Below are 22,679 nucleotides of genomic sequence, written 5' to 3'. Positions count from 1 at the left end.
TTCGCGCGCCTCGTGGCGGTGGCCACGACGGCCGCACTGGGCGGGGCCGTGCTGTCCGCTTTCGCCCCCTCGGCCTCGGCGGCGGCTCCGGCCAAGCCCTATGACTTCAACGGCGACGGTTACGTGGACCTGGCCATCGGCAGCCCGAACGGCAAGGTCGGCAAGAAGGCCGGCGCCGGTTTCGTCAGCGTGATCTACGGTTCCGCCAAGGGCCTCAACACCGCGAAGAAGAAGGTCTTCACGCAAAACAGCAAGGGAATCCCCGGCACCGCCGAGGCCGGGGACAATTTCGGCTACTCGCTGGCCTCGGCCGACTTCGACCGGGACGGCTATGCCGACCTGGCGATCGGCGCGCCGGGGGAGGACACCGCCGCCGGCGCCAACGCCGGCACCGTCACGATCCTGTGGGGCACCCGCTCCGGCCTGACCACCCTGGCGGGCTCCAGCGCCGAGTTCGGCGACCCGGGCAGGAACCACCGCTGGGGCGAATCCCTGGCGGTGGGCGACATCCAGCAGGACGGATCCCCGGAGCTGTTCATCACCGTCCCGGGCACCAGCATGTTCAAGTGGTTCTACTTCCGCCCGCCCGCGGCGGCCTCCGGCGCCGCCGTGCGACCGGGCGCCGCCATGGAGCCGGGCGGCGCCAAGGCGCTGCCCCGCCGGCGCGGCGGGGTCGCGGCCCAGTCGGCGGACGATGTGAACGCCTCCTGGCTGGCCACCGGGGATGTGACCGGCGACGGCCATGACGATGTGGTCTACGCCTGGCATGACGCCGACTGGCCCGCCCCCGCCGAGCGGCGCGGGTTCGTGGTCTTGCCGGGCACCGCCGCCGGGCGCCTGGGCGATGCCGTCTCGGTGGTCTTCACCGAGGTCAAATCGCTGGCGGTGGGCGACTTCAACGGCGACCGGCGCAAGGACGTCGCGGTGGGCCAGAGCTCGGCCAAGGGCGGCCGGGTGGCGGTCTTCCCCGGCTCGGCGAGCGGGGTGAACTCCGCCACCAGGACCGTCATCGACCAGGACAGCCCGGGCGTCCCCGGCGCGGGCGCCTCCGGCGACGGCTTCGGCACCGCCATCGCCGTCGGCGACGTCAACAAGGACGGCAAGGCGGACCTGGCGGTGGGCACCCCCTTCGATGAGGTCTCCGGCCGCAAGGACGCGGGCCGGGCGTATGTGCTGTTCGGCTCGGCGTCCGGCCTCACCGGCAAGGGGGCGCAGACCGTCTCCCAGAGCACCAAGGGCGTCCCCGGGGCCTCGGAGAAGAACGACAACTTCGGCTTCGGGGTGACGCTGCTGGACCACACCAAGGACGGCCGCGCCGACCTGGTGGTGGGCGCGCCGCGGGAGAACGGCCGCGACGGCGCCGTCACCTTCTTCAAGAGCCGCGGCAAGGCCGGCTTCCTGCCCGTGCTGTCGGTGCGGGCCGTCGGCGCCGGCACCTTCGGCGTCAAGGGCCGCAACGCCCGCCTCGGCGGCGTCCTCGGCCGCTGAGCCGCACGCCGCCTCCCCGGGCGGGCTCCCGGCGGCGGAAGCGGCGCAGTGATCTGGGGCATCGCGTCAGCGGCCGCAGCGCTTCCAGAACCCGAGGCCACGTGGTGAAGGCCACGCCCGCATCGGCGAAGGCACCCGCGCACCGTTGCCGGGACGAGACCCGCTTTCTCGTCCCGGCAACGTGCCGGGAGGCGGTCAGCGGGCGCCGGAGGCCGCTCTGCCCGGCGCCGTGCGGCGCGCCGCCGGGCGGGGGCGGCGGTAGGCCCGCTGGACCGGGTGCTCGACGGCGTGGTAACTGACCGCCCCGGCCAGCACCGTGGCCGCCGTCAGCAGCGGCAGGTCGGTCAGCAGGTTGCCGTTGAACAGCCGCCCGGTCAGGTCGTACCAGCCCAGGATGATCGCCATCTGCCACAGGAAGATCCCGTAGGAGATGCGGCCCAGCCAGCGCATCAGCGCATTGCCCAGCACCGCCTGCATCACCGGGTGACCGGCCGGGGCCAGCGCCACCGGGGCCACGAAGAACGCCGCGCACAGCCCGTACACCGCGATGTGCAGCAGCGACGTCCACAGGGTGGGGATGGTGTTCAGGTCCAGCGGCCCGGTGATGGGGGAGGCGGAGATCACCAGCAGGCTGAGCGCCGCCAGCCAGCAGGCCCCCCACGAGCCGGTCACCGTCCGGCAGAACCGGGCGCCGGCGCCGCGCGGATCCTCCTTCGCCCACACCGTCAGCACCGCCAGCGCCATGCCCGTGGCGAACCAGGCGGCATAGCGCGGCGGCCAGACCCCCATGGCCGGGTGGTAGTCGGGCACGTGCATCGCGACCGTGAAGACGAACGACAGCAGCGCGTACCCGCCCACGGCGCGCAGCAGCCTGCGCGCCCGGTCGGCCAGGTCGGCGCCGCCGCGGGCGGCACGGGCCAGCAGCGCGGCCGTCGGCGGCAGCGCCACATACCAGGCCGCCTCGACCGCCAGGCTCCACGCCTGCCCCATCTCCCGGGGCCCCAGGGCGCTGCCCCACCAGTCCTGAGGGGCGTAGATGTGCGTCAGCGTGAGCGTCCCCAGCCACGCCCACACGTCCCCCAGCCGGTCCCGGTAGGACGTCACCATCACCACGACGACCAGCAGCCAGTACGCCGGCAGGATGCGCAGCGCCCGCCGCAGCAGGTAACCGCCGGTGTCGGGGGCGTCGCGCCCGCCGAGCGCGGCGTGCGCCCACGGCCGGTACAGCAGCAGCCCCGACAGCACGAAGAAGATCGCCACCCCGGACTGGCCGCCGTTGACCACCCAGCCGCCGGGGACGTTCCGGGCGACCAGCCCGGCGTTCAGCCCGATGTGAAAGACCAGCACCGCCAGCGCCGCGACCGCCCGGACCCCGTCCAGCGTGCCCTGGTGCCCGGAGATCTGCGGTGTGGCCAACCGTCCGGCGGGCCACGTCACCGGGCGCCCGCCTTCCGCAGCACCAGCACCAGGTTCCACGTCACGATCTCGCGGACGCCGGGGATGCGGACCACGCCCTTGGCCCACCAGGGGTGGTAGCGCGGCAGCGCGTCCAGCACCCGCACGTCCCGGCACCGCTCGGCCCAGGCCAGGGCGGCGCCGACCGACACCGGGTACAGGCTGACCCCGTAGCGGTTCTTGGGCGGACGGCCGTGGCGCCGCTCGTAGCGGCGGGCGGCCCGGTGCCCGCCCAGGTAGTGCCAGGGGGAGGTCTCGTGCCCGCCCCACGGCGACAGCCAGTTGGTGAACGACAGGTAGATCAGGCCGCCCGGGCGGGTGACGCGCACCATCTCCTCGGCCATCAGCCACGGGTCGGGGACGTGCTCCAGCACGTTGGAGGAGAAGCACACATCGGCCGCCCCGGTGCGGAACGGCAGCCGCAGCGCGCTGCCGACCACGCAGTCGCCGCGCGGCGGGCCGTGCGCGGTGATCTCCCCGGCGTCCACATCGACGCCCGCGCAGCGCGCCCCCGCCCGGGTCAGCTCGCGGGTGAAGAACCCCGACCCGGCGCCGACGTCGATGACCGTGGCGCCCTCCAGGCGGGTGTAGGCCGACAGCTGGGCCACGGTGTCGCGCGCCATCAGCCCGTAGAAGAACTCCGGGTCCTCCTGCTCCTTGCGGAACGCGCTGAGCAGCCGCACCGAGCGCGCCAGGGTCGCCCGGTGCGCCGTCTGCGACCGCCCCATCTCGGCCCTCCCTCTCGTCCGGTACCGCCGGAGCCTACCGGTATGGGGGTCTGCGCCCCTGATAAGTGGCCGGTTGCGTTTCAGGTAGGGTTACGCCCGAGTAGAACTTGTACGGAACCGTGCCGGTACCTGCGGCGTCCCGTACGCGTTCGGGCCCGCCGACCCGTGTCCGTCCCTCGGCAGCCCAGGAGGTTACAGATGCGGCGACCGCTCGGTCTGGTGCTGGTCGGTCTGGGGTCCTTCCTGCTCGCGCTGGCCCCCCTGGTGCGCTTTTACGTCGCGGGCCAGGTGGTCCGCGCGCCGCTGAACTTCTACCAGGCCACCGAGCTGGAGGCGCGCGACGCCCGCTACTTCGACCTGCTGGAGGGCCGGGTCCGTTCGGGCGTGACGCTGGCGGCCGTCAACACCGTCCGCGGCGACACCCGGGCCAACCAGGGCGACAACGACATCGCCGTGTGGGACTCGATCACCGAGATCTACGACAAGGAACGGCGCAAGCAGGTCGAGTTCCAGACCTACCGGATCGCCTTCGACCGCCGCACCGGCAAGCTGGTCAACTGCTGCGGCGCCCATGTCGGCGGCGACACCAGGGTGCAGATGTCGGGGTACGGGCTGCTGTTCCCGGTGGCGGACGTGCAGCGGCAGGACTACCCGGTGTTCGACATGTCCACCCGCCGGGCGCTGCCGGCCAGGTTCGACGGCGAGGAGCGCATCCACGGCCTGAACACCTACCGGTTCGTCCAGCAGATCCCCAGCACCAAGACCGCCAAGATCGACATGCGGCCCACCGGCAAGATGCTGGGGCTGCGGGGCCGGGACGCCCGGCGCACCCACCGGGTCGACCGCTACTTCTCGGCGACCATCACCACCTGGGTGGACCCGCGCACCGGCATCCCGGTCAAGCACGACCAGAACATCCGCAGCACCGTGGAGACCGAGGACGGCCGGGGCCGGATGGTCATCGCCGAGGCCCGCCTGGTGACGGTCGAGCGCGACCAGCAGCGCAATGTGGAGACCGCCAACGATTACGCCTTCAAGCGCGACCTGGTGGAGTCCATCCTGCCGCTGGTCGGCCTGGTCGGCGGCCTGGTGCTGCTGCTGGGCGGGATCTTCCTGAGCACGCGCGCCCCCGCCGGCGGCGACGGCGCCGCGCAGTCCGGCGGCGGGTTCACCCGCAAGCCCGACGGCCGCTTCGGCACCGCCGGTCCCCCGGCGGGCGGCCCGCCCGGCGGGAACCCGCCCCGCAAAGGGCCTGCCGGCAGCGGCTCCTCCGGCGGGCAGGCCGCCTCGTCCGATGCTCCCTCCCCGGTGGGCGCCCACCGGTCCGCCGGTTCTTGACCGCCGCGGGACGCCGTTTCCGCGGCTTGCGGCGGTGTTCTCAACGGCCGGGCCGATGCGGTCGTCTCCGCCTCGCCCGGCCGGGCACCACATGACCCGGCCTCCCCGCGATCTGCGGCCCTGCGCCGGAGGGCCGCATCGGCGGTGCTTGCCGGCGGGGACCTGAGGTTCGCAGGCGCTTCATCCCGCCGGTGCGGGGATGTCCGGGATCTGCGCGCGTTCTCGGTCGGCCGCGGCCCTCACGCGCCTGCCGCCGCCCTGTTCCAAGAGGCGCTGCGGCCGTCCGAGCTGCGCGGCCCCTCACGCGCCTGCCGCCGCTTTACCGGCCGAGGGCGCCTGCGGGTCCGCCGTTCGCCGCCCTCGGGCTTGGCCGCGCGCCGGGACGTCCTGAGCGTCGCCGGGCTTTGCAACCCGGCGCTCTCCCGCCCGCCGCAGCAGGGCCGCGGCCACCCCCGCAAACCCCTAGAACCTGTACCAGAAGACAAGGTCTGAGCTCTGCGGTCGGGAAAACCTGAACTAGAACCTGTTGCAGTTTTTTGGGCTTGCGGCTTACAGTCGGGGCGTGCGGACACGAGTAACCGAACTCTTCGGCATCGAGTACCCGATCTTTGCGTTCAGCCACTGCCGTGACGTGGTCGCGGCGGTCAGCCGCGCCGGCGGCATGGGGGTCCTCGGCGCGCTCAACTTCACCCCCGAAGAGCTCGAGCTGGAGCTCAAGTGGATCGACGAGCACGTCGGCGGCAAGCCCTATGGCGTGGACGTGGTGATGCCCGCCAAATACGAGGGCGCCGACGCCGGCGACGCCCAGGAGCTGGTGACCAAGCTGCAGGCCATGATCCCCGAGCGGCACCGGCAGTTCGTGGAGGACCTGCTGGCCAAGCACGGGGTGGAGCCGTCCGCCGAGGGCGCCGACAAGATCCTGCTCGGCTGGACCGACGTCACCGCCCGCCCCCAGGTCGAGGTGGCCTTCCGGCATCCCATCGCGCTGCTGGCCAGCGCGCTGGGCCCGCCCCCGGCCGACGTGGTGGCCGAGGCCCACCAGCGCGGCATCAAGGTCGCCGGGCTGGCCAGCAACGCCCGGCACGCCCGCAAGCAGGTCGAGGTGGGCGTGGACATCATCGTGGCCCAGGGCACCGAGGCCGGCGGGCACACCGGGGACGTGTCCACCATGGTGCTCATCCCCGAGGTGGTCGACGCGGTCGGCAAGGACACCATCGTGCTGGCCGCCGGCGGCATCGGCCGGGGCAGCCAGATGGCCGCCGGGATGGCGCTGGGCGCCGACGGGGTGTGGACCGGCTCCATCTGGCTCACCGTGGACGAGGCCGACACCCCCGAGCTGGCCCGCGAGAAGCTGCTCAAGGCCACCTCGCGCGACACCGTGCGCTCCCGCTCCTGGACCGGCAAGCCCGCCCGGCTGCTGCGCACCGCCTGGACGGACGCCTGGGAGAGCGAGGAGTCGCCCGGCACGCTGCCGATGCCCATGCAGTTCATGCTGATCGCCGACGCGCTGCGCCGCATCCACCGCTCCGGCGACGGGGAGCTGGTCACCTTCCCGGTCGGCCAGATCGTCGGCTCCATGAACCAGATCAAGCCCGCCGCCCAGGTGGTCTACGACCTGATCGAGGAGTTCGTGGACGCCATCGAGCGCCTCAACAAGATCACCGAGGGCTGACCGGCCGGCTGTGGCCCGGTGACCCGGCGCCGGGCCACAGCCACCGCCGCGCCGCGGGTTTTCAGCGGGCGGGCCTTTTCCAACACGCCTTTTCCAACACGCCGTTCCCGCGGCTCAGCACGGGTGCGTCGCGGCCGGGGAGAAGACCGTGACCTGCGATGGCACGGCACCGGGGCTCCCGTCTCGGCCACCTGAAACCGCGTGTTGAAAAGGTTCAGTGCGTGAGCGCGAGTGCGTCCACTCCGCGATGCGGGTAGGGGTGCCGCACGACATCGCGACGGCCGGGTGCGGGCCGATGACTTTCGGGGCGCGCCGCCGTCCATCCGGTCGGAGGACCGGGGCGAGCAGGGCCCGGCCGGCGGCACCGAAAGGACGATCATGAAGCTCACGCTGGGCGCCTTCCTCACCCTGGACGGGGTCATGCAGGCGCCCGGGGCGCGCGATGAGGACCTCGCCGGCGGTTTTGCGCACGGCGGCTGGCAGGTCCCCTACTTCGACGAGGAACTGCTGCGCATCCAGAACGAGCGGTTCGCCAAGGCCGAGGCGTTCCTGCTGGGCCGCCGCACGTATGAGATCTTCGCCGCCTACTGGCCCAAGGTGACCGGCAAGGACAACCTGATCGCCGACAGGCTCAACACGCTGCCCAAGTACGTCGTCTCCCGCACGCTGCGCTCGGCCGACTGGCGCAACTCCACGCTCCTGGCCGGGGACGTGGTGCAGCAGGTCACCGAGCTGAAGCGGCGGCCGGGCGGCGAGCTGCAGATCCACGGCAGCGGGCGGCTCGCTCAGACGCTGGCCGCCCACGGCCTGATCGACGAGTACCGGCTGTGGTTCTACCCGGTGCTGCTCGGCTCGGGACAGCGCCTGTTCGACGGCACCACGACGGCGGCGCTGCGGCTCATCGAGGCCCAGACCACCGGTAGCGGCGCCATCGCCGCCACCTACCGGCCGGCGGGCGAGGTGCGTTACGGCAGCGCGGTGTAGGCCACGGCGCGGTCCGGGGCGCGTCCCCCGGACCGCGGCGCGTGCGTCAGCGGCCCTTGAAGACCGGGGGACGCTTCTCCCGGAAGGCCCGCGGCCCCTCCTGGGCGTCCTCGGTGGCGAAGATCGGCCAGCCGATCTCGTCGCTGACCTTGAGCGCCTCCTCCTCCGGCAGGTGGAAGGTCTCCCGGTGGGCGCGCAAGATGGCCTGCACCGACAGCGGGGCGCAGGCGGCGATCTGGTCGGCCAGCTCCCGGGCGGCCGACAAGGCCTGCCCGTCGGGGACCACCCGGTTGATCAACCCCATGGCCAGCGCCTCCTGCGGGGTCACCGACCGGGCGGTGAGCAGGATCTCCATCGCCGGGGCGTACCCGATCTGGCGGGGCAGCCGCACCACCGAGCCGCCCATCGGGAACAGCCCGCGCTTGGCCTCATACAGCCCCAGCGTGGCGCCCTCGGCGACCACCCGCAGGTCGGTGCCCAGCAGCAGCTCGGTGCCGCCGGCCACCGCGTACCCCTCGATGGCGGCGATGATCGGCTTGGTGGGCACCGCCTCCCGCAGCAGGCCCTTCCAGTGGTAGTTGGTGATCTCCGCCGCCCGCCGCTGTTCGCGTTCGTCCTCCGGCGGGGTGCCCATCGCCTTCAGGTCGGCGCCGGAGCAAAAGTGCCCGCCCGCCCCGGTCAGGATGCCCACCCGGACCTCGGGGGTCTGGGAGATGTAGGCGAAGGCGTCGGCCATCCCGACGAGCATCGACGTGCTGAGGGCGTTGCGGGCCTCCGGCCGGTTCATGGTCACGATCACCACGTGACCGTCCTGCTCGACCGTGCAGTGCGCGGTGCTGATCGGCAGCCGCTCCATCGGCACAGACCTCCTGGCATGCGACAAAATAAGAACAGATTCTAGTAATGATCTCCGCCTGCAAACAGGTCTTGTCGAGTCAAACGAGAACGTGATCTACTTTGCCTCCGGACGTCTACTCAAAGCGTGGAGAACGCCGATGGGGTCGTTGGGTTTTTGGAGGCTGGCGCAGGCCGATCCGGAATGGATCGCGGCCGTTGATCCGGACGGCACCGAGCACACCGCCGGGGAAGTGCTCGCCCGGGCCAACCGGCTGGTTCACGGGCTGCGCGCGCTGGGGCTGAAGAAGGGCGACGGCATCTGCGGGCTGGTGCCCAACGGAGTGGACGGCCTGACGCTGTACCTGGCGGCGCTGCAGGCGGGCTGGTACTACACCCCGATCAACTGGCACCTGACCGGGCCGGAGATCGGCTACATCGTGGCGGACGCCGAGGCCAAGGCGTTCTTCGTGCACGAGCGGTACGCCGCCGAAGGACGGCGCGGCGCTGATGAGGCCAAGCTGGAGGACCACCGCCGGTTCTCCTTCGGCGAGGTCGAAGGGTTCCGCCCGTTCTCGGAACTGGTGGACGGGCAGCCCGACACCCTGCCGGAGGACCGCACCGCCGGCGCCACCATGCACTACACCTCGGGCACCACCGGCCGGCCCAAGGGCGTGCGGCGCCCGCTGCCGGGCATCGACCCCGACGACAACGGCGAGCTGCTGACGTTCCTGCTGGGCCTGTTCGGCATCCCGCCGGGCCGCCCCGCGGGCGGGGAGCCGCAGGCGCACCTGGTGACCTCGCCGTCCTACCACACCGCCGTCACCCAGTTCGGCGGGACGGCCCTGCACATGGGCCACACGCTGGTCTACATGGACAAGTGGGACGCCGAGGAGACGCTGCGGCTGATCGAGCGCTACCGCGTCACCAACACCCACATGGTGCCCACCCACTTCAAGCGGCTGCTGTCGCTGCCCGAAGAGGTCCGCAACCGCTACGACGTCTCGTCGATGAAGTGGGCGATCCACGCCGCGGCGCCCTGCCCCATCCCCCTCAAGCAGCAGATGCTCGACTGGTGGGGCGACTGCATCTGGGAGTACTACGCGGCCACCGAGGGCGGCGGCACCATCGCCTCCCCGCAGGACTGGCGGGAGCACCCCGGCACCGTCGGCAAGGCCTGGCCGATCAGCGAGCTGCTGATCGTCGACGACGACGGCAACGAGGTGCCGCCGGGCACCCCCGGCACCATCTACATGAAGATGGCCGGCGCCCAGTTCGAGTACAAGGGCGACAAGGAGAAGACCGAAAAGAGCCGGCTGCGCGACTTCTTCACCGTCGGCGACGTCGGCTACCTCACCGAGGACGGCTTCCTGTTCCTGTCCGACCGCAAGGCCGACATGATCATCTCCGGTGGGGCCAACATCTACCCCGCCGAGATCGAGAACGAGATCCTCACCCACCCCAAGGTCGCCGATGTGGCCGTGTTCGGCATCCCCGACGAGGAGTGGGGCGAGCAGATCAAGGCCGTGGTCGAGCCCGCCGAGGGCGTGGAGCCCGGCCCGGAGCTGGCCCAGGAGATCCTGGCCTCCCTGGAGGGCCGGCTGGCCCGCATGAAGTGGCCCAAGTCCATCGACTTCATCGACAAGATGCCGCGCGAGCCCAACGGAAAGCTGCTCAAGCGCAAGCTGCGGGACCCGTACTGGAAGGACCGCGAAGTTGCCATCTAGTCCCAACCACGTCCTGGAATTCCCGGGCGGCTACACGCGCTCGGTCGGCCCGGTCATCGGCCGCTTCCTGACCGAGCTGCGCGACGGCCGGCTGATGGGCGTGCGCACGGCCGGCGGGCGGGTGCTGGTCCCGCCGACCGAGTACGACCCGGCCACCGGCGAGGCCGTCACCGACGAATGGGTGGAGGTCGGCCCCTCGGGCACGGTGCAGACCTGGTCGTGGGTCGCCCACCCGCGCCCGGAGCACCCGCTGGACCGGCCCTTCGCCTGGGCGCTGATCAAACCGGACGGCGCCGACACCGCCCTGCTGCACGCCCTGGACATGGGCGTGCACGAGGCCGGCGCCAAGCCGCCCCGGCAGCTGAAGACCGGCCTGCGGGTGCGCCCCAAGTGGCGGGCCGAACGCAGCGGGCACATCAGCGACATCGAGTGCTTCCGCCCCGAGGTCACGATGATCACCGCGCCGACCCGGCAGGAGTACACCCTGGGCGCCGGCAGGGCCCTGGGCCGCTTCCTGGAGGGCATCGCCGAGGGCAGGATCCTGGGCCACCGCTGCCCGGTGTGCGACAGCGTGATCGTCCCGATGAAGGGCATGTGCGCCCGCGACGGGGTGCCCACCACCGAGGAGGTGGAGGTCGCCGACACCGGCACCGTCACCACCTTCGCGGTCAACAACATCCCCGACCCGCGCGCCCCCGAGGTGCCGTTCGTGTCGGCCTACATCCTGCTGGACGGCGCCGACATCCCCATGCTCGCCCTGGTCGCCGGGATCCCCGCCGACCAGGTCCGGATCGGCATGCGCGTCAAGGCGGCCTGGCGGCCCCGCGAGGAGTGGGGGCCGACGATGGCCAACATCAAGTGGTTCGAGCCGATCGACGAGCCCGACGTGCCTTTTGAGCGGATCAAGGATTACGTATGAGCAGGGATATCGCGGTCGTCGCGTTCGTCCAGACCAAGCACACCGCCGAGGACGCCGGGCTGACCGAGCCGGAGCTGCTGGCCCCGGTCATCGCCGAGATCAAGGAGCGCACCGGCATCGACCGGTTCGGCTTCACCTGCTCGGGGTCGTGCGACTACCTGGAGGGCAAGCCGTTCGCGTTCGTCTCGGCGCTGGACCCGGTCGGCGCCTGGCCGCCCATCTCCGAAAGCCACGTGGAGATGGACGCCGCCTGGGCGCTGTATGAGGCCTACGTCCGGCTGCTGCACGACGACATCGACACCGCGCTGGTCTACGGGTTCGGCAAGTCCTCCCAGACCGACGTGCGCAAGGTGATGACGTTCCAGCTCGACCCCTACTACCTGGCCCCGCTGGGACCCGACCAGGTCTCGCTGGCCGCCCTGCAGGCCCGCGCCTACCTGGAGCGGGCCGGGGCCAAGGAGGACGACCTGCGCGCGGTGGCCGCCAGGTCCCGGGCGGCCGGGCGGGAGAACCCCTACGCCCTGCACCTGGAGGACCCCGACCCCTCGGCCGGCTACGAGGTGGCGCCGCTGCGCCCCTACGACGTCGCCCCCATCACCGACGGGGCCGCGGCGATCGTGCTGGCCGCCGGGGACAAGGCCCGCGAGCTGTGCGAGCGCCCGGCCTGGATCACCGGCATCGACCACCGCGCCGACCCGCACTCCCCGGGCGCGCGGGATCTGAGCCGCAGCGAGTCGGCCCGCATCGCCGGGGAGCGGGCCGGGGCGGCCGGGGTCGAGGTGGCCGAGCTGCACGCCCAGTTCAGCCACGAGGAACTGATCCTGCGCGAGGCGCTGAAGCTGGGCGAGGACGTGCTGGTCAACCCCTCCGGCGGGGCGCTGTCGGCCAACCCGGTCATGGCCGCCGGGCTGATCCGCATCGGCGAGGCCGCCGCCCGCATCCACGACGGGAGTGCGGGCAAGGTGCTCGGGCACGCCTCCTCCGGCCCGTGCCTGCAGCAGAACCTCGTCTGCGTCATGGAAGGAGAGCCCCGTGGGTGACCCCTGCGCCGGTCCGGCGGGCAGGTGCGCGGACCGGATCTGGGACGGGAAGGTGCGTCATGGGTAACCCGTGTGCCGTCATCGGCGTCGGGCAGACCGAGTACAGGACCCGGCGGCGGGATGTGTCGATAGCCGGGCTGGTGCGGGAGGCCGCGCAGCGGGCGCTCGAGGACGCCGGCCTGACCTGGGCCGACATCGACGCCGTGGTGATCGGCAAGGCCCCCGACCTGTTCGAGGGCGTGATGATGCCGGAGGCGTACCTGGCCGACGCGCTGGGCGCCACCGGCAAGCCGATGATGCGGGTGCACACCGCCGGGTCGGTGGGCGGCTCCACGGCGATCGTGGCGGCCGGGCTGATCCACAGCGGCGTGCATGAGCGGGTGCTGACCGTGGCCTGGGAGAAGCAGTCCGAATCCAACGCCACCTGGGCGCTGACGATCGAGTCCCCGCACAACGCGTCCCTGGTGGTGGGGGCGGGCGGCTACTTCGCCCCGCACATCCGCGCCTACATGCGGCGCTCGGGCGCCCCCGACCACATCGGCACGCTGGTGGCGGTCAAGGACCGGCTGAACGCGCTGAAGAACCCGTACGCCCACCTGAAGATCCCCGGCATCTCCCGGGAGATGGTCGAGTCCACCCCGATGCTGTGGGAGCCCATCCGCTACCTGGAGACCTGCCCGTCCTCCGACGGCGCCTGCGCGATGGTGCTGGCCTCAGAGAGCGCGGCGCGGCGCGCCCCCAACCCGCCGGCCTGGATCCTGGGCACCTCCATGCGCTCTGAGCCGATCTTCTTCGCCGGGCGGGACGTGGTGAACCCCCAGGCCGGCCGGGACGCGGCGGCCGACGTCTACCGGCAGGCCGGCATCGACGACCCGCGCCGCGACCTGGACTGCGCCGAGGTGTACGTCCCCTTCTCCTGGTACGAGCCGATGTGGCTGGAGAACCTGGGGTTCTGCGGCGAGGGCGAGGGCTGGAAGCTCACCGAGTCCGGCGCCACCGCGCTGGACGGCGACATCCCCTGGAACCCCTCCGGCGGGGTGCTGTCGTCCAACCCGATCGGCGCGTCCGGGATGATCCGCTTCGCCGAGGCCGCGCTGCAGGTGCGCGGCATGGCCGGCGAGCACCAGGTGGACGGCGCCCGCAAGGCCCTGGGCCACGCCTACGGCGGCGGCGCGCAGTTCTTCGCCATGTGGATCGTCGGCTCCGACAAGCCGTGAGCTGACGCGCCGCATCGCGGAGACCACCCCCACCCCTTTTCTCTGGGGAGCACCCCCAGACCCCCAGACGGGCCGGGCGGCCGGGAGGCCCCCGGCCCGGCCCACCCCGATTCCGCCGGAGGTCGCCGGTATGGAGTTCAACTACGCAGATCTGTTCGAGGGGGTCGCGGACGCGATCGGGGGACGCACCGCGGCGGTGTGCGGTGACCAAAGGGTCACCTACGCCGAGCTGGACGCGCAGGCCACCCGGCTGGCGCACCACCTGCAGGAGGCGGGGGTGGAGCCGGGGCAGCACGTGGCCATCCAGCTCTACAACGGCCTGGAATACATCACCGCGCTGCTGGCCGCCCTGAAGATCCGGGCCGTGCCGATCAACATCAACTACCGGTACGTGGAAAGCGAGCTGGTCTACCTCTACACCGACTCCGACAGCGTCGCCCTGATCTACGACGTGGAGTTCGACGAGCGGGTGGCCGCCGCCGCGGCGCACGCCCCCAAGCTGCGGCACTTCATCGCGGTCGGCGGCGAGTCGGCGGTGCCCGGGGCGGTGCGCTTTGAGGACGCGCTGCGCGGCCGTTCCACTGAGCGGGACTTCCCGGTACGTTCCGGCAAAGACCTGTATATTATCTACACAGGGGGCACCACGGGCATGCCCAAGGGCGTGATGTGGGAGATGGAGCAGATGCTCCACGCCTTCTGGAATCCCACCATGCCCCGTCCCGCCAAGCCCGAGGACGTCATCGCCCAGGCCGCCGGCTCCGGCCCGCTGGTGATGATGCCGGTCGCCCCGCTGATGCACGGCGCCGCCCAGATGAACACCTGGATCGCCTGGTGGATGGGCGCCACGCTGGTGTACGTGCGCAAGTTCGACCCCGCCGAGGTCTGGCGGGCCGTCGAGCGGGAGAAGGTCAACTCCATGACCGTCACCGGGGACGCGATGGCCATCCCGCTGGCGGAAGAGCTGACCCGCAACTCCTATGACCTGTCGTCGCTGTACGCCTTCGTCTCCACCGGCGCGATCCTGACCGGCGCGGTGCGGCAGCGCTTGTCCGCCCTGCTGCCCAACCTAATGATCATGGACCGTTTCGGCTCCACCGAATCCGGTTCCACCGCCGAGGCCACCGCGGGCTCCAGCCCGGAGAAGGGGCTGAAGTTCGCCGCCGACACCGACAGCATCGCCGTGCTGGACGAGTCGCTGCGGCCCGTCGAACCCGGCTCGGGCGTGCTCGGCCAGGTCGCCCGCACCGGCCACATCCCGGTGGGCTACTACAACGACCCGGAGAAGACCGCCCGGACCTTCCCCGAGATCGACGGCAAGCGCTGGCTGCTGACCGGCGACATCGCCACCGTGGAGGCCGACGGCACCATCGCGGTGTTCGGCCGCGGCTCCCAGGCCATCAACACCGGCGGCGAGAAGGTCTTCCCCGAGGAGGTCGAGGCCGTCCTCAAAGGACACCCGGCCGTCTACGACGCGGTCGTCACCGGCGTCCCCGACGAACGCTGGGGCAACCGGGTGGCGGCGGTGGTGCAGCCGTCCGCCGGCCACACCCCCACCTTCGAGGAACTGGACGCGCACTGCCGCAAGCACCTGTCCGGCTACAAGGTGCCCCGGGTCTACGCCTTCGTCCCGGAGATGAAGCGCTCTCCGGCCGGCAAGGCCGACTACCGCTGGGCCAAGGAGGTGGCCCGGCGCGCCGCCGCCCCCGCCTGAGCGCCCCCGCGGCCCCGGGACCTGTGACGACCCGCGGGTGAGGCCGGCGAACCGCCGGGTCTGCTTCCCCGGCCCGGCGATTCGCCGGCCGGCCCGCGGCACGGAGGCCGCAATCCCCACCCCCGCCCCGCGGCCTTCCCGGGCGGGTCCGCAACAGACCTCTCAAAGGAGCGGGCGGCCGCGCCGCGACCGGCAGGCGGCGTGGCCCGACCCGTTTCTCCGAACCCGCCATCGAGACTCCGCTGCTGGCGGCCAGGGCTGCTCGCCGTATGGAGTCAGTCGAAGATTGGGATTTCGGACGCCCTGTATTGCTCCACTGCATGCGTCCGAGCAATAGAGTTCTGTAGCGGAGCCGCTACCGGACAGCGGCTCTCCGGTGGACCTTCTCGGCCCGCCCCCGGGCCGGTCCCCGCCACCGCCGGCGACGGCCGGCGGGCGGGAAGGTTCAGCGTGCGGTGATGGTGGGAGAAGAGGGTCCTGGACGTGCCGGATCGCGCTGAGGTGATCGAGGAGATGCGGGTGGCGCTGCAGCGCAGCGCCATGTGGTCGATGATGCTCCAGCACGCCGCCGCCAGCAGGGCGGGCATCAACATGACCGACTCCCAGTGCATCAACCTGCTCGTGCTGGACGGGCCGCAGACCCCCGGCAAGCTCGCCCACAGCATGGGCATCACCACCGGAGGGGCGATCACCGCCGTCATCGACCGGCTGGAGAAGGCCGGCTACGTCAAGCGCACCCGCGACCCGGCCGACCGGCGGCGCGTCATCGTGGAGCCGGTGCCCGAGGCGGTCTCCCGGGTGGCCGCCTACTTCGAGCCGATCGCCCGGGCCTTCACCGACCGCATGTCCGAGCTCACCGACGAGCAGCTGGAAGTCCTGGCGGAGTGGATCCGCTGGAGCAACGAGGCGATGCCCGGCGTGCTGGAGGAGATCGAGCGGATGCCCTGAGGGACGGCGCTTGTGCGGTGACCTCATCGCCCGGCAGGTCGCCTGGTACGGCGGCACAGACGCGGGACGGCAAGTGAGGGTCGGCACATACCGACTGGTCGGTCACTGGCTACCCTGAATGCCGTTCTGGCGCGAGTTCGAGGAGTGCGCATGCAGACCGGACTGCAGGGCAAGACGGCGCTGATCACCGGCGCCTCGCGCGGGATCGGCAAGGCCAGCGCCATGGCGCTGGCCGCAGAGGGCGCCAACGTGGTGCTGTCGTCCCGCAAGCAGGAAGCACTGGATGAGGTGGCCGCCGAGATCCGCGCGGCCCACCCCGAGGTCGGGGTGCTGGCCAAGGCCGCGCACGTGGGCGACGCCGAGCAGGCCGCCGCCTGCATGGACGCCGCGATCGCCGAGTTCGGCGGGATCGACGTGCTGGTCAACAACGCCGGCACCAACCCCTACTACGGGCCGATGGTGGACATCGACGCCGCCCGCGCCGCCAAGACCGTCGAGGTCAACCAGTTCTCCATCGTGCAGTGGACCTCGCTGGCCTGGAAGAAGTCGATGGCCGAGCGGGGCGGCGTGATCGTCAACATGGCCAGCATCGGCGGCATGGTCACCGAGGGCGGCATCGGCTACTACAACGCCACCAAGGCCGCGGTGATCCACCTGACCCGGCAGTTCGCCGTGGAGCTGGCCCCCAAGGTGCGGGTCAACGCCATCGCCCCCGGCCTGGTCAAGACCCACCTGGCCCGCGCCCTGTGGGAGCCCCACGAGGAGCGGATCAGCAAGGCGCTGCCGCTGGGCCGGCTCGGTGAGCCCGAGGACATCGCCAACGTCGTGGTCTTCCTGGCCGGCGACGCCTCCTCCTGGATGACCGGGCAGACCATCGTGGTGGACGGAGGCTCCATCGTCCGCCCGTCCATCGCCTGACCCGCCTACCGAAGGAGACGCGACCATGACCGCTCGCTGGGGCCTGACCGTCCCGATGACCGGGGTGCCGCTGGCCGAGCACCGCCAGATCGTGACCGAGCTGACCGACCTGGGCTACACCGACGTCTGGTCGGCGGAGACCAACGGCGCCGACGGCTTCACCCCGCTCGCCCTGTCCTCCCAGTGGGGGCCGGACCTGCGGCTGGGCACGGCGATCGTGCCGGTCTACACCCGCGGGCCGGCGCTGCTGGCCCAGCAGGCCGCCACGCTGGCCTCCCTGGCGCCGGGACGCTTCGTGCTGGGCATCGGCTCCTCGTCGGACACCATCGTGCAGCGCTGGAACGGCATCCCCTTCACCGAGCCCTACCAGAGGGTGCGCGACACGCTGCGGTTCCTGCGCAAGGCCCTCACCGGGGAGAAGGTGAGCGACGAGGCGCTGGGCGTGCAGGGCTTCAAGCTGGACGCGCCCCCGCCGCAGCAGCCGCCGATCGTGCTGGCCGCGCTGCGCCCGGGGATGCTGCGCCTGGCCGCCCGCGAGGCCGACGGCGCCATCACCAACTGGCTGGCCCCGCATGATGTGCGCACCGTGCGCGGGGTGCTGGGGGAGGAGCCGGAACTGCTGGCCCGGCTGTTCGTGTGCCCCACCGACGACGCCGAGAAGGCCCGCGCCACGGGCCGCTGGATGATCGCCGCGTACATGAACGTCCCGGTCTACCGGGCGTTCCACCAGTGGCTGGGCCGGGGGGACGCGCTGAAGCCGATGAACGACGCCTGGGACGCCGGCGACCGCAAGGCCGCGCTGGAGGCCATCCCCGACGAGGTGGTGGACGACCTCATCGTGCACGGCTCCCCGGCGGCCTGCCGCGACCGCATCCGCCAGTACGTGGAGGCGGGATTGACCACCCCGATCCTGGCGGTGGTGCCCGGCAGCGGCATGTCCCCGCTGGAGGCGGTCCGCGCCCTGGCCCCCTCGGCGGGCTGATCCGCCGGTGCTTCGGCCCGGCGCCCCTGGGCCGAAGCACCGGATCGCGCGCGATCTGTGTCGCGCATCACAGCGTCCGGGGGTGATCCCTGGAGCGGAAACGGTTTGCCGGGGGCGTCAGCGGGCAGGGCAAGGCGGGTCTGATGAATCGAATGTGAGGAGAACTGATCGTGCTCACGCTGACCAGCGGTGCCGTTCAGGTGATCCGTACCGTGACCGCCAACCCCGAACTGCCTCCGGAGACCGGCATCCGCATCGCGTCGGGCGTCAACGGCTCGCAGGCGCTCACCCTCTCGGTGGCCCCGGCCCCCGAGGCGGGGGACCAGATCGTCGAAGAGGGCGGCGCCCGCGTGTACCTGGAGGCCGGTGCGGCCGAGCTGCTCGCGGACAAGACCCTGGACGCCCAAGTGGACGCCCAAGGCGACGTGGCCTTCACCATCGCCGAAGGCCCCATCGCCGACGTCTGAGCGAACCCGAGGAGGGTTCGCCCCAAGACCCGCCCGGCCGGGGCGCCGAGCCGCTCGTGCCCCGGCCGGGTTTCACCCCGTCCCGGCCGCGGAAAGCGGCGCGGCGGGAAGCCCACGTGCGCCCTGAACGCGCCCTGAACCTTGAGGGAGGCCTTCCGGGCGCGGGGATCACTCGGGGAAACTCGGGTGCGGCCCCAGCGCCCAGTACTCCAGCAGGCCGTAGCCGACGTTGCCGTCGTATTCGAAACGGCCCAGGGCGTCGACCATTCCCCACATGCGGGCGGCGTCCTCTTCCTTGCGGAGGTCGTAGCTGACGCTCTGCACCTTCAGCTCCGGCCCCTGGTACATGCCGTGCCTCCAGTCCGGCTCCAGCCCGTACCCGGTGCCGACCATCAGGTGCACCGGCAGCACCGGCGTGGCGCGCACATCGAACGGCTTGCCGCCGGGCGGGGCGAACGAGAGCGTCGCGCTCTCCACCTCCCGGGTGCCCTCCCGGTAGACCGGCCGGTATTCGGGACGTCCCAGATATTCCGGATCCCGCTCGGGATCGGGCCAGATGCGGACGGCCTCCTCCAGGATCCGCCGGCCTTTGTCGTCCTCCTGGACGATGCACAGGATCGAGTGGTCCGCGAACTGCATCGGCGCATACAGCCAGTAGAACGTCCCGGGATTTTTGACCTGGATGCCGGGCGGCTCGGGCTCGCCGACCGGCCGGATGCCCCAGGAGCGGTCCCGGCAGCCCCACCACCGGTCGGGGGTGACCGTCAGGGTCTCCCCGTCCACGGTGATGGCGCCGCTCCAGCGGCCGGTCTGCGCCAGCCGCCGCGAATCGAAGATCACCCGTTCCTGCCAGCGCACGAAATGCGGCGGCTCCAGGTGGGCGGGGATGGACGCCTCCCAGGTCAGATCGAACGACAGCCCGTGCTCGGGGGCCTGCAGGCTCACCCGCAGCCGGCGCAGGCCCTCGAGCACCTCCACGTGGAAGGGGCCGACGCGGGTGTCCATCCGGTCCGCCCCCAGCTCCCGCGAGGCCCGCACCACCCGGTGCAGCGGACCGCGGCGCAGCAGCGCGAAGGCGTCGGTGACGCCCAGGTTGGGGTACTGGCCCATCCCCACCAGCAGCATCAGCTCACCGGAGAGCGGAAAGCAGTTGAAGTAGTAGCGGTCGTAGAAGTTGCGGTCGGAGGTCCCGGTGTGCCGCATGACCTCCGGCACCTGGTGGATGGGGTAGTCGTCGAGCGGCGAGAGCGTCACGCGACCTCCTTGAGGACGGTGTCCAGCAGCCGGGTGGCGGTGTTGTCGTAGGGGAAGGGATCCTCAGGGCCGATCCAGCCGAAGTCGATCATCGCCTGCCCGATCCGGGCCATCATCACGGCGAACTTGAACCCGGACAGCACCTGGTAGTACTCCAGGTCGCGCAGCGGACGGCCGAGCAGCTCCGCATAGCGCGCCACGGTCTCCTCATGGGAGGGGAACCCCGCAAGGCGCTCCGCCCCGACGCCTTCGGAGTGGTGCCGGTCCATCCACAGGTACCAGGCCAGGTCCTCCTCGGGCGCCCCGAGCACGGCGTTCTCCCAGTCCAGCACCGCCTGCGGCACCCCGTCCCGGTAGATCACGTTGCCGATCCGCGCGTCCCCCCACAGCAGGACGGGCGGGTCGGGCTCTGCGGGCCGGTTGGCCTTGAGCCACTCCAGCGCCCGCAGCGCCACCTCCTGCGGCCCCGGGTAGGCCCAGCTCAGGTAGTGCTCGTAGTAGCCGAGCCGCTGCCGGATCCCCACCGGCCCCCACTGGGGCTGGTCGAGGAACTCCAGGCCCAGCTCGTCTGCTTTCAATCGGTGCAGCCGGGCCAGGATCTCCAGCGCCGACCACCACATGGCGGCCCGCTCCCGCGGCGGCACCTGCGTCACCCAGCCGTCGGTGTGGTAGGGCGGCATGTCGGTGGGCACCCGCCCGTCCACCCGCGCCATCACGAAGAACGGCGCGCCCAGCGGCTCGTCCGACGGCTCATGCCACAGGATGGGCGGGACGGGGATGTCGGTGCGCTCGTGGAGGATCCGCATCAGGCGGTACTGCTCGGTGAAGCGGGGCTCGGGGAAGATCTGGTAGCCGGTGGGCGCCACCCGGACCACCAGTGACCGGTGCCGCCCCTCGCAGTCGGTCTCCAGCAGCAGGGTCTCGTTGGAGAACCCGCTGGTCTGCGGGATCTGCACGGAGCGGACGCGGGCGCCGGGCAGATGCCGGGCCAGCCATCCCTCCAGCAGGCGGCGGGTCTGTTCGGGGTCGCGCTGGTGGGGAACGGGCATGACCGCCTCCTCGCACCGGCCGGGTGGGGCGGGACCGGTGAAGTAGAACGTGTTCTATCAACGGCTCCCGGGAACGTCAATGAACCCCCCGGCGTCATTGCCGATGACCGCCCCGGGCGTCCGAACGCCTCGCCACGCGTGAAAGCATCGGGAGCGGAAGGAGGGAGCGATGAGGCTGACCAAACTCGGGCACTCCTGCGTTCGGCTGAGCAAGGACGAGGGGACCTTGGTCATCGACCCCGGCGGCCTGACCCCCGAGCAGGACGCCCTGGAGGGCGCCGACGCGGTGCTCATCACCCACGAGCACTTCGACCACTTCGACGAAGACCGGTTGCGGCAGGCGATGGCCGCCAACGAGCGCCTGCGGGTGTACGCCTCCCGCGTGGTGGCCTCCAAGCTGGCCGACCTGGGCGAGCGGGTGAAGAGCGTCGGCCACGGCGACGCCCTGACCGTCGCCGGCTTCGACATCCACGTCTACGGCGAGGACCACGAGATCCTCGACCCGGACGTGCCGCCCATCCCCAACACCGGCTACCTGATCGACGGCCAGGTCTTCCACCCCGGCGACGCGCTCACCGTGCCGCCGGAGCCGGTGCCCACGCTGTGCCTGCCCGGCAGCGCGCCGTGGATGAAGGTCTCCGAGATGTACTCCTACGTCAAGGAGATCGCCCCCGAACGGGCCTACGTCATCCACGACGGGATCCTCAACGACGTCGGCATCGCGGTCATGGAGAACCACGTGAGCAACGCCGCCGCCAAGGCCGGCAAGGACTACCGGCGCCTGAAGCCGGGAGAGTCGGTGGAGCTGCCTTGACGACGAGCGACGCGATGAACCGGGGCCCCATCAAGGCGGTCTTCTTCGACATCGGCGAGACGCTGATCAACGAAGGGGAGATCTACGGCCGGTGGGCCGACTGGCTGGGGGTGCCCCGGCACACCTTCCTGGCCAAGCTGGGCGCGGTGCTGGCCACCGGCGGCACCCACATGGACCTGCTGGAGTACTTCCGCCCCGGCTTCGACCTGGAGAAAGAGGAACGGCTGCGGGCCGCCGCCGGCATCCCCGCCGGGTTCGGCCCGCAGGACCTCTACCCCGACGCCCGCGACTGCCTGGCCGCCCTGCGCGCCCAGGGCCTGTATGTGGGAGTGGCCGGCAACCAGCCGGTGCGGGCCGCCGAACAGTTCGCCGCACTGGGGCTGGAGGCGGACGTGGTGGGGATCTCCGACGTGTGGGGGCTCAGCAAGCCCGACCGGCGATTCTTCGCCCGCTGCGCCGCCGAGTGCGGCCTGCCCCCCGAGGAGATCCTGTACGTGGGGGACCGCATCGACAACGACGTCCGTCCCGCCCTGGCGTTCGGCATGCAGGCGGCCTTCCTGCGACGCGGCCCGTGGGGGCACATCCAGCACGACGAACAGGCGTTGCGCGGCTGCACCTTCGTGCTGGACGACCTTGCCGTCCTACCGGAACTGGTGGCGCGTCATAACGCCGCTTAAGGGTCATCCCCCCCGTTCCCGGGTAGGAGACGCAGAACCATCTCACCGAGGAGACACAACGTGCCCACACTGGCCGCTGAGCGGAGCGGGGTAGAGCGAGCGCATGGCTAGCACCTGGGACTGGCTCGTCGTCGACTGCGCGAACCCGCGTGCCCTGGCCGAATTCTGGAGCCGGGTGCTGAACTTCAAGATCCTGGAGGAGGACGCCGAGAGCGTTTCCCTCGGCATGGACGAGGGCACCTTCCCCAAGATCCTCTTCCTGCGGACACCCGACCCCAAGACCGGCAAGAACCGCCTGCACCTGGACCTGACCCCCGATGACCAGGCGGCCGAGGTGGAACGGATCTGCGCGCTGGGCGCCCGCCGGGTCGACATCGGCCAGGGCGAGCAGAGCTGGGTGGTCCTGGCCGACCCGGAGGGCAACGAGTTCTGCGTCCTGCGCGGCCAAGGCGGCTGA

21 protein-coding genes are annotated in these 22,679 nt (G+C 71.7%); 16 read left to right on the top strand and 5 right to left on the bottom strand.

From position 1 onward, the window contains the following. Positions 1-18: 18 nt before the first annotated feature. Entirely contained in the window at positions 19-1,488 is a 1,470-nt protein-coding gene (locus TCUR_RS19625; protein ID WP_245536904.1) for an FG-GAP-like repeat-containing protein, read from the top strand. A gap of 195 nt (positions 1,489-1,683) precedes the next feature. On the opposite strand, the gene TCUR_RS19620 is transcribed toward TCUR_RS19625, so the two are convergent. Together TCUR_RS19620 and TCUR_RS19615 are read right to left on the bottom strand one after the other, a co-directional pair. Further along, complete coding sequence (locus TCUR_RS19620) at positions 1,684-2,925, bottom strand: acyltransferase family protein (protein WP_012854303.1); 1,242 nt, start codon at positions 2,923-2,925, stop codon at positions 1,684-1,686. Beyond that, positions 2,922-3,671, bottom strand: coding sequence for a class I SAM-dependent methyltransferase (locus tag TCUR_RS19615; protein ID WP_012854302.1), 750 nt, complete (start codon positions 3,669-3,671; stop codon positions 2,922-2,924). The genes TCUR_RS19620 and TCUR_RS19615 overlap by 4 nt, the downstream gene beginning before the upstream one ends. 198 nt (positions 3,672-3,869) lie before the next feature. Between TCUR_RS19615 and pgfA the strand changes: the two genes are divergently transcribed. The 3 genes from pgfA to TCUR_RS19600 all read left to right on the top strand — a co-directional run bounded on the left by pgfA (position 3,870) and on the right by TCUR_RS19600 (position 7,665). Further along, positions 3,870-5,009, top strand: coding sequence for a cell envelope lipid trafficking protein PgfA (pgfA, locus tag TCUR_RS19610; protein ID WP_012854301.1), 1,140 nt, complete (start codon positions 3,870-3,872; stop codon positions 5,007-5,009). 562 nt (positions 5,010-5,571) lie between these two features. Then, positions 5,572-6,681, top strand: a complete 1,110-nt coding sequence (locus TCUR_RS19605; protein ID WP_012854300.1) for an NAD(P)H-dependent flavin oxidoreductase — start codon at positions 5,572-5,574, stop codon at positions 6,679-6,681. A 378-nt stretch (positions 6,682-7,059) separates the two neighbouring features. Next, positions 7,060-7,665 (top strand): dihydrofolate reductase family protein, encoded by a 606-nt coding sequence (locus TCUR_RS19600; protein ID WP_012854299.1) that lies wholly within the window; start codon positions 7,060-7,062, stop codon positions 7,663-7,665. Positions 7,666-7,711: 46 nt separating this feature from the next. Here TCUR_RS19600 and TCUR_RS19595 read toward each other — a convergent pair whose 3' ends face one another. Then, positions 7,712-8,521, bottom strand: coding sequence for a crotonase/enoyl-CoA hydratase family protein (locus TCUR_RS19595; RefSeq protein ID WP_012854298.1), 810 nt, complete (start codon positions 8,519-8,521; stop codon positions 7,712-7,714). A 139-nt stretch (positions 8,522-8,660) separates the two neighbouring features. On the opposite strand from TCUR_RS19595, the gene TCUR_RS19590 reads away from it, so the two are divergent. From TCUR_RS19590 to TCUR_RS19550, 9 genes are all read left to right on the top strand, one after another. Next, positions 8,661-10,226 (top strand): acyl-CoA synthetase, encoded by a 1,566-nt coding sequence (locus TCUR_RS19590; RefSeq protein WP_012854297.1) that lies wholly within the window; start codon positions 8,661-8,663, stop codon positions 10,224-10,226. Beyond that, a complete protein-coding gene (locus TCUR_RS19585) occupies positions 10,216-11,145 on the top strand; it encodes a Zn-ribbon domain-containing OB-fold protein (protein ID WP_012854296.1) in 930 nt (309 codons plus the stop codon). The genes TCUR_RS19590 and TCUR_RS19585 overlap by 11 nt, the downstream gene beginning before the upstream one ends. Further along, positions 11,142-12,185 (top strand): thiolase domain-containing protein, encoded by a 1,044-nt coding sequence (locus tag TCUR_RS19580; RefSeq protein ID WP_012854295.1) that lies wholly within the window; start codon positions 11,142-11,144, stop codon positions 12,183-12,185. The genes TCUR_RS19585 and TCUR_RS19580 overlap by 4 nt, the downstream gene beginning before the upstream one ends. A gap of 59 nt (positions 12,186-12,244) precedes the next feature. Beyond that, the gene (locus TCUR_RS19575; RefSeq protein ID WP_012854294.1) at positions 12,245-13,402 is read left to right on the top strand and encodes a thiolase domain-containing protein; all 1,158 of its coding nucleotides are present in this window, start codon (positions 12,245-12,247) and stop codon (positions 13,400-13,402) included. Between the two features lie 130 nt (positions 13,403-13,532). After that, positions 13,533-15,113 (top strand): acyl-CoA synthetase, encoded by a 1,581-nt coding sequence (locus TCUR_RS19570; RefSeq protein ID WP_012854293.1) that lies wholly within the window; start codon positions 13,533-13,535, stop codon positions 15,111-15,113. Between the two features lie 483 nt (positions 15,114-15,596). Further along, positions 15,597-16,061 (top strand): MarR family winged helix-turn-helix transcriptional regulator, encoded by a 465-nt coding sequence (locus TCUR_RS19565; RefSeq protein ID WP_012854292.1) that lies wholly within the window; start codon positions 15,597-15,599, stop codon positions 16,059-16,061. 150 nt (positions 16,062-16,211) lie between these two features. Beyond that, on the top strand, positions 16,212-16,979 hold the full coding sequence (locus tag TCUR_RS19560; RefSeq protein ID WP_012854291.1) for an SDR family oxidoreductase: 768 nt from the start codon (positions 16,212-16,214) through the stop codon (positions 16,977-16,979). A gap of 25 nt (positions 16,980-17,004) precedes the next feature. Next, a complete protein-coding gene (locus TCUR_RS19555) occupies positions 17,005-17,961 on the top strand; it encodes an LLM class F420-dependent oxidoreductase (RefSeq protein WP_012854290.1) in 957 nt (318 codons plus the stop codon). 170 nt (positions 17,962-18,131) lie between these two features. After that, positions 18,132-18,428 (top strand): hypothetical protein, encoded by a 297-nt coding sequence (locus tag TCUR_RS19550; RefSeq protein WP_012854289.1) that lies wholly within the window; start codon positions 18,132-18,134, stop codon positions 18,426-18,428. Positions 18,429-18,596: 168 nt separating this feature from the next. Here the strand turns inward: TCUR_RS19550 and TCUR_RS19545 are convergent, their stop codons facing one another. Beyond that, positions 18,597-19,682, bottom strand: coding sequence for an Rv3169 family protein (locus TCUR_RS19545; protein WP_012854288.1), 1,086 nt, complete (start codon positions 19,680-19,682; stop codon positions 18,597-18,599). Further along, on the bottom strand, positions 19,679-20,731 hold the full coding sequence (locus TCUR_RS19540) for a phosphotransferase family protein (protein ID WP_012854287.1): 1,053 nt from the start codon (positions 20,729-20,731) through the stop codon (positions 19,679-19,681). The genes TCUR_RS19545 and TCUR_RS19540 overlap by 4 nt, the downstream gene beginning before the upstream one ends. A gap of 169 nt (positions 20,732-20,900) precedes the next feature. Between TCUR_RS19540 and TCUR_RS19535 the strand changes: the two genes are divergently transcribed. From TCUR_RS19535 to TCUR_RS19525, 3 genes are all read left to right on the top strand, one after another. Beyond that, a complete protein-coding gene (locus tag TCUR_RS19535; RefSeq protein WP_012854286.1) occupies positions 20,901-21,545 on the top strand; it encodes an MBL fold metallo-hydrolase in 645 nt (214 codons plus the stop codon). Beyond that, the gene (locus TCUR_RS19530; RefSeq protein ID WP_245536903.1) at positions 21,542-22,222 is read left to right on the top strand and encodes an HAD family hydrolase; all 681 of its coding nucleotides are present in this window, start codon (positions 21,542-21,544) and stop codon (positions 22,220-22,222) included. Before TCUR_RS19535 ends, TCUR_RS19530 begins: the two co-directional genes overlap by 4 nt. 103 nt (positions 22,223-22,325) lie before the next feature. Further along, positions 22,326-22,679 carry a VOC family protein gene (locus tag TCUR_RS19525; protein ID WP_012854284.1) on the top strand — a complete coding sequence of 118 codons (354 nt, stop codon included), beginning with the start codon at positions 22,326-22,328 and terminating at the stop codon, positions 22,677-22,679.

This window comes from Thermomonospora curvata DSM 43183 (assembly GCF_000024385.1).
Classification (GTDB): domain Bacteria; phylum Actinomycetota; class Actinomycetes; order Streptosporangiales; family Streptosporangiaceae; genus Thermomonospora; species Thermomonospora curvata.
The sequence above is the reverse complement of the archived record's forward strand: the minus strand, read 5'-3'. Positions and strand labels throughout refer to the sequence as shown.

Coding starts and splice junctions, on each gene's coding strand:
- pgfA (WP_012854301.1), top strand. CDS start 3,870: ATGCGGCGACCGCTCGGTCTGGTGCTGGTCGGTCTGGGGTCCTTCCTG.
- TCUR_RS19535 (WP_012854286.1), top strand. CDS start 20,901: ATGAGGCTGACCAAACTCGGGCACTCCTGCGTTCGGCTGAGCAAGGAC.
- TCUR_RS19570 (WP_012854293.1), top strand. CDS start 13,533: ATGGAGTTCAACTACGCAGATCTGTTCGAGGGGGTCGCGGACGCGATC.
- TCUR_RS19540 (WP_012854287.1), bottom strand. CDS start 20,731: ATGCCCGTTCCCCACCAGCGCGACCCCGAACAGACCCGCCGCCTGCTG.
- TCUR_RS19555 (WP_012854290.1), top strand. CDS start 17,005: ATGACCGCTCGCTGGGGCCTGACCGTCCCGATGACCGGGGTGCCGCTG.
- TCUR_RS19575 (WP_012854294.1), top strand. CDS start 12,245: ATGGGTAACCCGTGTGCCGTCATCGGCGTCGGGCAGACCGAGTACAGG.
- TCUR_RS19525 (WP_012854284.1), top strand. CDS start 22,326: ATGGCTAGCACCTGGGACTGGCTCGTCGTCGACTGCGCGAACCCGCGT.
- TCUR_RS19600 (WP_012854299.1), top strand. CDS start 7,060: ATGAAGCTCACGCTGGGCGCCTTCCTCACCCTGGACGGGGTCATGCAG.
- TCUR_RS19560 (WP_012854291.1), top strand. CDS start 16,212: ATGCAGACCGGACTGCAGGGCAAGACGGCGCTGATCACCGGCGCCTCG.
- TCUR_RS19580 (WP_012854295.1), top strand. CDS start 11,142: ATGAGCAGGGATATCGCGGTCGTCGCGTTCGTCCAGACCAAGCACACC.
- TCUR_RS19595 (WP_012854298.1), bottom strand. CDS start 8,521: ATGGAGCGGCTGCCGATCAGCACCGCGCACTGCACGGTCGAGCAGGAC.
- TCUR_RS19615 (WP_012854302.1), bottom strand. CDS start 3,671: ATGGGGCGGTCGCAGACGGCGCACCGGGCGACCCTGGCGCGCTCGGTG.
- TCUR_RS19590 (WP_012854297.1), top strand. CDS start 8,661: ATGGGGTCGTTGGGTTTTTGGAGGCTGGCGCAGGCCGATCCGGAATGG.